Source organism: Nostoc sp. (genome assembly GCF_036917315.1).
Taxonomy (GTDB): Bacteria; Cyanobacteriota; Cyanobacteriia; order Cyanobacteriales; family Nostocaceae; genus Nostoc.
The window spans coordinates 1-12,227 of sequence record NZ_JBALDR010000052.1 but is presented as its reverse complement, the minus strand read 5'-3'; the positions used below and the strand labels follow the sequence as shown (position 1 = coordinate 12,227).

At 42.4% G+C, this 12,227-nt stretch carries 9 protein-coding genes; 3 read left to right on the top strand and 6 right to left on the bottom strand.

Features of this window, described 5'->3' with window-relative positions; genetic code table 11:
- Positions 1–25: 25 nt before the first annotated feature.
- Positions 26–1,057, bottom strand: a complete 1,032-nt coding sequence (locus V7K84_RS25415; protein WP_334842154.1) for a hypothetical protein — start codon at positions 1,055–1,057, stop codon at positions 26–28.
- Between the two features lie 162 nt (positions 1,058–1,219).
- On the opposite strand from V7K84_RS25415, the gene moaA reads away from it, so the two are divergent.
- Complete coding sequence (gene moaA, locus V7K84_RS25410) at positions 1,220–2,206, top strand: GTP 3',8-cyclase MoaA (RefSeq protein ID WP_334842152.1); 987 nt, start codon at positions 1,220–1,222, stop codon at positions 2,204–2,206.
- A 59-nt stretch (positions 2,207–2,265) separates the two neighbouring features.
- On the opposite strand, the gene rpsD is transcribed toward moaA, so the two are convergent.
- Positions 2,266–2,874 carry a 30S ribosomal protein S4 gene (gene rpsD / locus V7K84_RS25405; protein ID WP_012408407.1) on the bottom strand — a complete coding sequence of 203 codons (609 nt, stop codon included), beginning with the start codon at positions 2,872–2,874 and terminating at the stop codon, positions 2,266–2,268.
- Between the two features lie 462 nt (positions 2,875–3,336).
- Here rpsD and V7K84_RS25400 point away from each other — a divergent pair, with 462 nt between their 5' ends.
- Entirely contained in the window at positions 3,337–4,032 is a 696-nt protein-coding gene (locus V7K84_RS25400) for a hypothetical protein (RefSeq protein WP_334842149.1), read from the top strand.
- A gap of 198 nt (positions 4,033–4,230) precedes the next feature.
- Here the strand turns inward: V7K84_RS25400 and V7K84_RS25395 are convergent, their stop codons facing one another.
- Both V7K84_RS25395 and hetR read right to left on the bottom strand, forming a co-directional pair.
- A complete protein-coding gene (locus V7K84_RS25395; protein WP_334842147.1) occupies positions 4,231–4,527 on the bottom strand; it encodes a hypothetical protein in 297 nt (98 codons plus the stop codon).
- Positions 4,528–4,834: 307 nt separating this feature from the next.
- Positions 4,835–5,734 carry a heterocyst differentiation master regulator HetR gene (gene hetR, locus V7K84_RS25390; protein WP_094349731.1) on the bottom strand — a complete coding sequence of 300 codons (900 nt, stop codon included), beginning with the start codon at positions 5,732–5,734 and terminating at the stop codon, positions 4,835–4,837.
- Between the two features lie 1,833 nt (positions 5,735–7,567).
- On the opposite strand from hetR, the gene V7K84_RS25385 reads away from it, so the two are divergent.
- On the top strand, positions 7,568–7,690 hold the full coding sequence (locus V7K84_RS25385) for a hypothetical protein (protein WP_334842145.1): 123 nt from the start codon (positions 7,568–7,570) through the stop codon (positions 7,688–7,690).
- Here the strand turns inward: V7K84_RS25385 and V7K84_RS25380 are convergent.
- On the bottom strand, positions 7,687–10,020 hold the full coding sequence (locus V7K84_RS25380; protein ID WP_334842143.1) for an EamA family transporter: 2,334 nt from the start codon (positions 10,018–10,020) through the stop codon (positions 7,687–7,689). The two genes, V7K84_RS25385 and V7K84_RS25380, sit on opposite strands and share 4 nt — an antisense overlap.
- A 770-nt stretch (positions 10,021–10,790) precedes the next feature.
- Positions 10,791–12,050 (bottom strand): inorganic phosphate transporter, encoded by a 1,260-nt coding sequence (locus tag V7K84_RS25375; RefSeq protein ID WP_334842142.1) that lies wholly within the window; start codon positions 12,048–12,050, stop codon positions 10,791–10,793.
- Positions 12,051–12,227 lie beyond the last annotated feature (177 nt).

Sequence of the window (12,227 nt, the reverse complement as noted above, 5' to 3'; positions counted from 1 at the left end):
TGCAGTCAAGCGCAATGCCTACTTCCTAACTCGTCTCCTGAATTTGCAAACGAACAGTGTGTTCAGTCGCACCAGTAAGTTGCAATTCCATGATTTCACCACCCAGAGGTTCCAAACAAGTAAGGAGCGATCGCAAGTTGGGTGTACTTGCGCCAGTATCTACATATAATCGATCTGCTAAATTACCGATCCGTTTCCAAGTCATGTACAATTTAGCGATCGTTTGTTCAATTTGCGATGCTTGATTTACCAAATCAGCAGCAATGCTCAAACAACCAACTCTTTGCGCTTCTTCTAAAGCTGTTTCAATGTCAACATTTTCCTGTGTCAGCGCCTGAACTTGAGCTGCCCCTTTGAGATATTTCGCCAAGTTACGCGCTTCAGTAGTTACCTGTTTCAGAGTATCCACATCAGGATTGGCAGCTATTTCCTTTTGGATAAACTTTTGATGCGATTCTGGCAGTTTTTCCATTTCCTTCACCAGAGGGGCGATGTAGCGGGGGGGAAGGGTGTTATCTGCGGCTTTTTCTTTGACTGATTCGGGTAATAAATCTGAGGACATGGCTGTCCATTCATCGCTGAGTTGACGCACTTCTCGCCTAGTGATGCGATCGCCTTTTTGGGCAGCTTCACTCACCATCTGTTGCACTTCTGGGACTGCTTTGGAGGTTTCGACAAATGCCCGTTTACTGAAGTTGTTCACCGAACCGGGGTCAAGTTTACCATCTTCAATCAGAGTATCGGCACTATTCGCCAGTTGAATCCAAGAGTATGCTTGACTTTTGCTGATTTCCCGCTCTTTTAGCCATCGGAGAAAGCCAGTACCGCGGCCGTCACCACCCACTTTTTCTCTGTCGCGGATCGCCCGTAAAATTCGTCCCCGCCAGATTTCAGTTTGCAAATCAAAGCGATCGCATACCTGCCAAGCTATTTCTAGCTGCTGTTGAAAATCTGACTCTAGAATCTGTTCATCTTCTGGATCGGGCAGTTCAAAGCTGATATCGGCTGGCTGTAGTAAAGCAGCAGCAAGGTCGTTGATGGAGTCGGTATCTTGCACGATTGATGACTAACTAGTGGATGCGATCGGCTTATTATGCCACAATCTGTGGACTCATACTTAAGGGGGAGTAAGGTATTTTGAGTTACAACAAATATAGTAGGAAGGGGTAAACCACTTTTGTAAAGTCTTTAATTAATCAGAGACAATAAAAATAAAACGATGAACCAGGTAGACTACCTCCGCATTAGCTTAATCGATCGCTGCAATTTTCGTTGTCAGTACTGTATGCCAGAGGGAGTAGAACTGGATTATATTCTCAAGCAACAGTTATTGAGTAATGAGGAATTACTCACCTTAATTCAAGAAGTATTTATTCCAGTAGGCTTTACCCGATTTCGTTTGACTGGGGGAGAACCTTTATTGCGTCCGCGTGTGGTGGATTTAGTCGGTGCGATCGCAACTTTACCCCAAACTCAAGACCTCTCAATGACCACTAACGGTTTTTTGCTGGCTCCGATGGCGCAAAACCTTTACAATGCTGGTCTGCGACGAATTAATATTAGTCTTGACTCTCTCGATCCCGATATTTTTGACCAAATTATCGGTAATCAGGGGCGTTCTCGTTGGCAACAAGTTTGGCAGGGGATTCAAGCAGCCCATCAAGTTGGATTCGACCCTTTGAAGCTGAATGTGGTGGTGATTCCTGGGGTTAATGACCACGAAGTTCTCGATTTAGCCGCCCTGACAATTGAAAAACAGTGGCACGTTCGATTTATTGAATTTATGCCCATTGGTAATGTGCATTTGTTTGGCGATCGCGGTTGGGTATCTTCAGCCGATTTACGAGAACGTATTCGCACTCGTTGGGGCTTGACAGAATCACAAGTTCGTGGTGCTGGACCTGCTGATGTCTTTCAAATTCCCAATGCGAAGGGGACACTAGGATTTATTAGTCAAATGTCGGAATGTTTTTGCGATCGTTGTAACCGGATGCGCCTAAGTGCCGATGGCTGGCTGCGTCCCTGTTTATTAAATGAAACTGGTCAAATAGATTTAAAAACGGCTCTGCGTTCTGGTGTCAGTACCGCTCAATTACAAGAACAGGTAAGACGTTTACTCGCAAATAAACCAGAAATTAACTTTAAAGGTCGCGATTCTGGCATTTTAGGTGCATATACCCGCACCATGTCGCAAATTGGTGGTTAGTCATTGGTCATTTGTCCCTTGCAAATAACTAAGGACAAATGACTAAGGACAAATGACTATTAAGCTTGTCGTGAGTAGTATTCCACCACAAGTAGTTCATTAACTTGTAGTGCCACCCATTCGCGCTCAATAACGCTGTTGACTTTACCAACCAACTTATTTTTGTCAAATTCCAAATGACTGGGCAGGTTGGCCAAACCGGGATATTGCAAGTTAGCTTCCACCAACTTTCGGGATTGTGCCCGATCCCTGACGGCAATTACTTCGCCAGGACGGCATTGGTAGCTGGCAATATTCACTACACGACCGTTAACAGTTACGTGACCGTGATTTACCAATTGACGAGCGGCTGGGATAGTCGGAGCTATACCCAAGCGGAAAACGGTATTATCCAAGCGCATCTCTAGCAATTGCAGCAGCACTTGTCCGGTAGAACCAGTAACACGTCTGGCTTTCCGCACATAACGCAGCAATTGCTTTTCAGTCAAACCGTAGTTGAAGCGGAGCTTTTGCTTTTCCTCTAGACGGATAGCATATTCAGAGCGCTTCTTGCGATTCTGGCCATGCTGCCCAGGTGGGTAAGCGCGTCTGGCACTTTTACGAGTTAATCCTGGTAAGTCGCCCAAGCGGCGGACAATTCTGAGGCGGGGCCCTCTATATCGGGACATGAGTTTCCTTAATCTAATCCTGTTTAAACTTTACCCAAACATTCCATTTTGACATTCCACTGAATAATAAATCAGCGGATTCTTGGTTTTTTGAAGGTGCTTGCTTTGGTATGACGTATCCTACCAATGTAGAGGCATCTCCTTTACGCCAGTTGCTTTAAGTCGGTTGAGCCGACACACTAGCTTCCAAGCCTGAATTCCGACGTGCCCCGCCGTACTACTGCCAATAAGTTTTTTGTGTTTATTTAGTTTCGTAGGCTACTCAATCATCAGATTGGTTTACGCAGTATTCTTACTCTGAAATACTTTTTACGTTGCCTACTTATCTTTCAAACAGCTATATTAACATAATTTTCGACATAATTAATTATGTCTATACTTTACTACCTCTGAAATTCTTAGATTACAGAGGATTTTTAAGATATTTGAGTTAGCATAACTTTGGGTGTTTGGAGAATGGCAATGTCAATGTCAATGAGCAAAAAAGTGGTTAGCAGAGTTAAGAACAAACAAGGCAGTTCCACCTCCAGGATTTTAACATTACCAGTTTTGGCTATAGCTGGATGTTTAACAATCTTGCCTAATGTGGCTGTTGCTGCCTCCTACAGGAATGATTATAGTGTCTGTGCGGGTCGCCTTTTGAGTGTGGGTGTAAACGCAGAAGCGGCATCAGAAGGTTGTGCTGCTGCACTGCGTCCAAAAGATTTGGCTGCTTGCGTGGTAAAAATTGATAAGGAAACCCAAATTGCTGCGACAGATGCGCTTTCTTCTTGTGGGAAGGCCCGGCGTCCTGAAGAGTTAGCAACCTGTGTAGTTGGTGTCAGCTTAAGTACTAAGGAAGAAGCTAATCCGACAGTTTTAGATTATTGTGGACGCAGTTTGTTACCCGTGCGCTTTGGCCAGTGTGTGGTTGGCTTGCGTAGTCAAATCGACTTTCCCGCTACTCAAGCGCTAGATACTTGTATTAGTGCTGATGATAGTGTTATCGGTGCTTCATCTTCGTCTACACCGCCAACGATAATTCCTGCGGGTTCAAGTCCAAGTTTAGAAACTACCCCATTTCCAAACCAACCGGTTGTTCCAACTCAACCAGTTATTCCAACTCAACCAGTTATTCCAACTCAACCAGTTATTCCAACCCAACCGGGCACTAATTAGATTACAGTGCTTTGTGTAATTGATATATAGGTTGAATATAGAGTGGCTATTTGCCAACCTGATTCAGGGACTACCAAAAAATAAATCATTCGATTTTAATTAGTCGGTTGGGTTGAGCAACAGCGAAACCCGACCTTATATATTACAATGCTTCAACCTGACTGGGTAATTTACCTTTGCTGACTATAATAGCTTTCGTTAGGCAATGACAGTAATATTTACATTAGTCAGCATGTCCTGATTCGATAACTGGGCGATTTGAACTTGTGCAGCTTTACCAATCCCATCTGTGTCAAAGAAAAGATTAACCGTAATTTGATCGTAGAGAAAGCGATCGCTTTGTCGCACTAGTCCCAAGTCGGAACAAGCTGGAATTGAAGCAATAATAGTTACTATATTTCTTACTTTGGTATCTATATCATTATCGAAAGGTTGAAGAAGTTTCAGCAACTCGGCCCACAAGAGGCGTCTTTTTGCCCTTCTCGATGATGTCAACACCCGATCTTATCCAGACTACAAAGATATCACACGAACCTTCAGGCGGATTGTACACTAATGTAACTTCCGTCAAACGTTCTATTAGCTCAGACAAACTTCAGTACCACTTCTGCCACTTGTGGGCATACGATACCTAGCACTGTTCCCAAAGTGTTCACTGACTAGGTAAGCATTCAAATAAATGAAAAACATTATAATTCTCCTCTCCAACGCAAAGAGGAGTTGGAGAGAGGTTAGTTGAACTCACGTCAGTTTTTCAGCTTTGGTAATTTAGAATTTTGCACAGTTTGCATAGTTAGTTGTACTAGTCTTCTCTTTCACCAAAAGCCGTCTGTAAAACCACTGCAATACCACCGTCTTGGTGATATTTATCTGCCCAGGCACGGATAACTTCATCTAATTCTTCCATAGCCTGATCCATTTTTTCTGGCAGTATATCAAGTTCTTCCAGCAAGCGCATGGCATTTCGTCGCCGTTCTGCCCAATTTTTCATCATGCGGAAATACCGAGCAGTATCTTCCACGGTGATGTGTGTACGTTCTTCATCGTCTGTTGGGGTATAAGAAAGACGGGTAAGCGCGTAGAAGGGCATTCCCCAAGGAGAATCAATCCGTGTTACCGTTCCTGAGTAAAGCAGACGGCGCTTGATATGCTCGCCTAAAGCTTCACTCAAAGGCATTTGGTGTTCGGGTGGCAAGTCTTCTTGCGATCGCTTGTGTAAAAACTCGATCAAATCCAGAAATTCAAAGGAGCTAACTAACTGAGCATCAGGTAAATTACTAGGCAGTTTCTGCTCAATTTGTCTTTTTTCTTCACTTGTCAAATTAGTACCAGGAACGCGCGATCGCCCCGGTTGCCAAGGATATTTTTCTAGCCAGACATAAGGCAATTGAATTAAATAGCGAGGTTCCTGAGAACCCAGCATTTTTAACAGTTTGCCTTCTGTTAGTGCCTGTCTGACTTCTTCTACAATAATTTTTACTCGTTTCGGCTCTAAGTGATGCAAATGCCCTGTCATTCGCAGGTTTTGTCCCTGCTCTAGATAGGTCATGTAAATTGCACACTTTGCTGCTGTTGCGGCTGCGTCTAAAAATGCCCCATGCCTGTGCCCACTCGTCCGCATGGCACTAAAAGCCAGATAAAGCATGATCTGATCCATCGCACTGGGGTCAAGACGTTTGATCAGATCTATGTCGTTACTCATATTACAGACAATTGAATAGCACGTTTACACAATTTTTAATCGAATGAAAATAGGTAGTATACACCTGGCTGAAGGCTGTCTTTACTTCAAACTATATTAGTATGCGATAACGATGAAATTGGTGGTAGCGCAAACTACCATTTTCGCATATTTCCTGGTAGAAAAGCAGAGTCGCTAGTTGTGACTATAACTGTCTTTGCATCTAACCGGAAAATTAGAGACGCCACCAAATCAAGTTTAACGGCGGTTTATCTCCCAACAGTCAAATATGCTGCAATTAATCTCCAAAGCCTTTCAGGTTTCTGGTTTTTTTATCTTTCAAGAGCAACAACGTCAAGCTGCTTATACCTAATTATGGCACTATGCCGACTCAGAGTAAAAACTAGTTTGCGCGGTTAATCTGGGATATTTGTTACTAGAAAAAGATGCTTTTTTTCAGCTTTGGCAAATTATTTGTAGTACATAAGTGACTAGAAATAATTGGGAATAGTCTCAAAACAAATCGCTTACCAGGTGTAGCCACATTTAGAGGTTGAGCTATACAGCTCTTTGTGAACTATCATCCCGTTCACAACCTCCAGTGATGTCTCGGCATTATCAGCCGTCGGTTTGAGGGAAAATAATAGACATCAAGTAGAGCAAATAATTCCAATTTCAAAATACCTGTTGTTTTTCAAATATTGTTCCTTATCATATCACTATTTTTTGGTTTTGAAATAAAATTATGCATTTTAAAGTTTATAAATGATGGCTATTTAAATATTTTATATTTTGCTTAAATCAAGGTTTGATGATATTTTTATATCTACTTTTAAATCCAAGTTTTATTTATTATTTTATATTGACTATTAGACACTAAAAGCCGCGATTACTTCCGACTAAATCGCGTATCTATAAGGCTTTGTCGCTCGTGCTAATAACCGAAAGACTAGTTAATAGCCATATATATAATAAAACATCTTGGCTTAAATCTGATAATTATTTAGAGTTTTTTTTGGCATAAATTTATATTTCTTTCATGAAAAAAATTTAAATTTTCATGATTTAACTAATTTATTGGCTACTTTCAAGTATGTTTTTACCTCGCTATTTTATATATTTGAGAGACTTAAATTACGTAGATAGTTTGTTGCTATTAAAGCAGTACAATCCGTAGTAGGCTACGATAAAAGCTTCTTTTTATGGGTGTCTTGGCGATCGCAGATTAAGTTGACTAGTATAAAACGGCAGAAATAAAGATACCATCTTACGAAACCCAATTAGTAAGTGGGTGTGAATAATTAAACATTTGTAGTGACTTAGTGCGGTCTGAAAGACTTCCCCATTAGCGACAAATAAAACCGTTCGCGCAGCCTCTCCGTTAGGATAAAGATAAGAACTTTAGCCCTCACTACAAGGCATTTCATGTAATTCACATTGCTTAACATAAGTTTGTTTATTCTTGCCCACTTACTTGCCTCCCTACGAAAAAACAGGTAGGCCGACCGCCTAATATCAACAAAGTGCGTCTGGCTTGAAAAAACAGGGTACTCTAAGCATTTCTGCGACTTCTCCATCTCTTAGTTCCAAAATGTGCTGCAATGGTCTTAACTCCTTGCGAATCTTCTCTGTGAGCAAGTACTCGTGCTCAATTGCTGGAGTCAGTACTACTCATATTGCTTACATATACGTGTTTTCCCTGCCTGTATCAGGCTAAATCCCTAAAAATATATTACAAGTCGATTTATTCTGAATACTGCTTGCCGATCTATAAAGTGTTATCTGCACCCATACAGTATTTTGAAATCATTCGTAAAAACTTAAATCCCCGACTTCTCAAAGAAGTCGGGGATCTTGTTTGTCAGAGATGATTTAGAGAAGTTACAAGTGGGTGCATTAGCGTCAGGATTGATGCAGAGAGTGATGGGGAGTAAAGTAGCTCCCATCACCCTTAAGCTGATTGAACTCGCCATTTAATTCGTGGAACTAGAGGGTTTAACCTGATTTCGCATTGTTTCAAAGCTGAAAGCAGCCGCGCCAAAGGTTACAAATAACACTCCCAGAATTTGCACAATATCCAAATTTTCTTGAATGATTAACCCAGCGAAAATCACGGTTAGAACTGGGATGCTACCACCGATGAGCGCCGATCGCGAGGCACCTAGTTTACTAATACCAACATTATTGAGCAAATAACCTGCAAGGGTCAGCACACCCAAAATAAATGCGCTTAAAACCAATTCCAGCATTTTAGAGGGGTCAATTACTACCAAGTTCCAGCTGCTTGGCAAAGGTAGCATCAAACAGATAAAGCTCAACAACAGCATGGTAGTGAAGTTAATCAAAGTAAAAGTCACAGGATGCAGTTTGCTAGCACAGACTCGCGTCAGAATTATATAGGCAGCAAAAGCCACACCCGAAAGAATGGCGGTGCTGCTTCCCATTGAAGTATTACCGATACCGATGCTGGGAGAACCCCCTAAAACCAACAATTCACCGCAGCAAATCGCGGCGATCGCCGCAATGCGGAATAGAGTGGGGCGATCGCGAAACAGAAACCACGAAAATAGACCGCTAACCATTGGATAGATAAAGAACAGTGCGATCGCCATCCCAGTTGGGACTTGAGCGATCGCAATGTAAATTAGTACCTGAGATAAAAACAAAAAGCATCCACTCACAATTGACAACACCAAAATCTGCTTGGTAGCTGCATTAGCAGGCGTGGAATTTCCTCGGACTGAAGCAGACAAGGTTTCCAAGTCTTGCCACAGTCTTGGATGCAATATCGGAGACAAAAGTACCATTAGCGGTACGACTACCATAAACCGTAGCGTCAAAATTAACAGAGTATTGCCCAAAGTCGGCGGTAGCAATTGCTCTACCTCTAATACTCCAAAAATTTGGGAACCTTCATGGAAAATCACCTTGATGGCTACGTTGTAAAGCGACGATACCACTGCCGATAAGACAATCAAGAATAAACCGATTTGGAGTGTCGATAAGCCAGAAGAATTAGGCGATCGCGATTGTAGGGGTTTTGCTTCCGTTTGCGGTTCTGGCGCAGTGGTCGATGAAGATTCAGCTTTGGTTTGCGATACGTTCTTACGGCGGACAGAAAGTGGTTCAGTAGGAATCTTTAGAGAAGGTCGGATTGTTCTCGGCTGTAGTACAGATGGGATCGCAGGCTCTGATTTCGTTTCGTTTTCTGGCGATTCTTGATTGAGGACAGAAATTGGTTCGGTGGCATTGTCTTTTGGTGGGGGAACTACAGCCGCAGTAGGTTCTGATGGTGTTTCCCTTGACGACAAATCCTTGCTGGGAGAAGAAATTGGATTGGCGGTGTTTTCTTTAACAATCGGCGGCTCTGATGTCGTTTCCCTTGCCGACAAATCCTTGCTGGGAGAAGAAATTGGATTTGCGGTGTTTTCTTTAACAATCGGCGGCTCTGATATCGTTTCCCTTACCGACAAATCCTTGCTGGGAGAAGAAATTGGATTTGCGGTGTTTTCTTTAACAATCGGCGGCTCTGATGTCGTTTCTCTTGGTGAAAATTGATTGGAGATCGGGGAAATTGGCTCAAGGGAATTTCTTACTATTTCCTCAAACTCTGGCAGGGATGTTTCAACAGAACTGTTTTTTTGTGGCTCCGTAAACTGCAAAACAGTAGGTATACCTGCTGTTGCTGATTTGCGTGAAGTTTCTTCTATAGTTTTATCTAGTTCTCCATGCAGGCGGTTAACAAACTCCGTCAAAATCGTTTCCCCTTGCTGCTGCTGGCTATACATCCGTGACAGCTGTTGGGAAAGATTACTTTGATAGTTTTTCAGCTCCTGTTGTAAGGAATTAAAGGTAACAGTAACGGTGTCATCCAGACTGTCAAACATGTGTTCGACTTTTTCATTAATTTCACCTACTACATTGCTGCTCACTTCAGCAGACTTCAACGCCGCTTGTTCGTAAGATTTGCCCTCTATGTTTTGATTAGCTAAAGTTGCCAGAGAGGATTGCAGTTGTGAAGATATATGCTTCGCCAGAACTTCTGCCAGTTGCCGAATTAACACTTGCTGCTCGGTGATTTGGCGCACTTGTTGTAAATGCTCTTTTTCCTCTACCAAGCTTTGAATCTCATCAGATAACCGATTTTTTTCTGACTGAAGCCGCTTTACGTCTTCTTGCAAGCCTCTGAGGACATTCTGCTGAAGATTTTCTAAGTCTTCAACTACAGCCCAAAGAGCATTTTCTGCTGCTCTAGATAGCTCCCCTCTGACTCTTGGGTTTTCTGGTTGCTTCTCGAATCGCCCCATTAGCTTCTAACCTCTAACACTTTGACGATAAAGCTGCTTCCCGTACACTTTATTGGCGGTCATCCTAATTTCCTGTATTTTGTCAGATAAATTAAAAATTTTAACAGCACTTCCGCATTTCAACGTAATTCTGTCATACTAGACACAAGTTAGCAAAGCATCTAAGTTTGCCCACAGCTTACTACACCGTGTTCTCTTCAGCATTGATAAGTATTTAAGCATTAGATTTGGAATTTTGGTGAGGTAGCACCCATCTTGGCGATTCCTATAGTTAGCGACGGTAGAGCGTCTGGGGGATTGCCCAACCCGAAGGGATTTGGGATCGATCGCCACGCCTGGAAGCCCCTTAAATAGAGACTTTTTTATTTTTGGTCAGTTTAATTTTCATAAATTATTTGCCAATGAAATTTTTTCTTTGAAAGAAATCTCACTCCAAATAATATTTATTGTTCTGCTGCCAATAATAATTGTCAAAGATTCACAGATGCTTGTGCGTAGGCGAGTTGTTGCTAGATATCCCCACCAAATTGTCTGACTTGCGAAACTAACTGTAATTTGTGTGGAATGTAACTGGTGTGACAGTTTATATCTCTAAATGGGGATTAAAGTATCCTTCTGTGGAAATTCTAAGTTACGTTATCCCCTGCACAACATTCTAATGAATGAGCAGCAATTCTGCAAAAGCACGCTTTTTTTTGGCGTTGTTGCAGTCTGGGTTTTGCTTTGAGTAAATTCCAATAGAGGAAAAGTTTAGAAAATATTAATAATTCTTAGAAGAATAAAATCTGGGCGATCCTGAAAATGGCAGCGCTAAGGGCAGCACTCACGGGGATTGTAATTAGCCATGCAGCAGCAATACCTTTTAGTGTTTGGAACTTAATCGACTTAATATTTTGCACTAGTCCGATACCAACTACACCACCGACAAGAGCGTGGGAAGTGGAGACTGGTAAACCTAGCCGAGAAGCGATGAGGATGGTGGTAGCAGTAGCAAGTTCGGCACAAAATCCACTACTAGGTTGCAAGGCAATAATGTTTTCGCCAATAGTGGCGATGACTTTTTTTCCCCAGACAGCTAAACCACCAACAATACCAGCACCACCAAGAATTAAAATCCAAAGCGGGATAGTTATACCATCAGTAGGTACGCTACCAGTGCGATTGATGTAAACGATCGCAGCTAAAGGAGCGATCGCATTTCCCACATCATTAGAACCGTGAGCAAAGGCGACAAAGCAAGCACTTAGTAGTTGAAATCGACCGAATAATCTTTCTACAGGATTAGGGAGTATTTCTCCCTTGTCTCTCTTATCTCCCAATTGTCGCCAACTCATGATTGTGAGTCCAACTGCTGCGATTGCACCGATTAATAGGGGGATGTCATGAGAGGGGATCGTAAAACCAACTTGCTCAATTACAAAATTGGTTAGCGGTTCAGTTAGCGATGGTAATACAATTACGCCGAATACACCTAGCAGCGCAGTACTCAACCAGGGAATCCATTCTTGTAACTGCACTACTTGATTGGGTTGATCTAAAATCCAGTGCTTGATTTGACTGTAAAATAAAGCAGCGATCGCACCACTAATTAACGGCGTTAAAACCCAGCCAATGGTAATGAAGCCAATTGATGACCAATCAATTGCACCTACTCCTAAAGCTACCCAACTAAATCCTGCGATCGCACCAACAACCGCATGAGAAGAGGATACAGGTAAACCGCGTGATGTGGCAATTTGCAACCACACACCACAGGATATTAGTACCGTTACCATTCCAACAACAAATATTTGAGGTGTAGCTGCGAATAAGGCGGGATTAGCAATTTTCGTTGCTAGAGTTTCCGTTACCTCATGTCCAAACAACACAGCACCCGTAAACTCTAATACCCCAGCAATTATCAGTGCTTGTTTGAGGGTGACAGCTTTGGAACCTACGGAGGTTCCCATCGCGTTAGCGACATCGTTTGCTCCGAGATTCCAGGCGACGTAGAAAGCTAGTAGAGCTACGAAAAATAGGGTAATAAGCATTTTGTTGGGGACAAGGGGAAAGTGAGAGAGATGAGGATGAAACTTGAGTTTTTAAGGTTGAACTTTGAACCTTTGAACTTCATCGTCGAACCTTTTAGCTCCATCGTTGAACCTTTGAGCTTCATCGTTGAACCTTTGAGCTTCATCGTTGAACCTTTTAGCTTCGTCGTCGAACCT

Bases quoted from the DNA above. Each gene is read 5' to 3' on its own strand.
- V7K84_RS25375 (WP_334842142.1), bottom strand. From the start codon at position 12,050: ATGCTTATTACCCTATTTTTCGTAGCTCTACTAGCTTTCTACGTCGCC.
- hetR (WP_094349731.1), bottom strand. From the start codon at position 5,734: ATGAGTAACGACATAGATCTGATCAAACGTCTTGACCCCAGTGCGATG.
- V7K84_RS25380 (WP_334842143.1), bottom strand. From the start codon at position 10,020: ATGGGGCGATTCGAGAAGCAACCAGAAAACCCAAGAGTCAGAGGGGAG.
- V7K84_RS25400 (WP_334842149.1), top strand. From the start codon at position 3,337: ATGTCAATGTCAATGAGCAAAAAAGTGGTTAGCAGAGTTAAGAACAAA.
- rpsD (WP_012408407.1), bottom strand. From the start codon at position 2,874: ATGTCCCGATATAGAGGGCCCCGCCTCAGAATTGTCCGCCGCTTGGGC.
- moaA (WP_334842152.1), top strand. From the start codon at position 1,220: ATGAACCAGGTAGACTACCTCCGCATTAGCTTAATCGATCGCTGCAAT.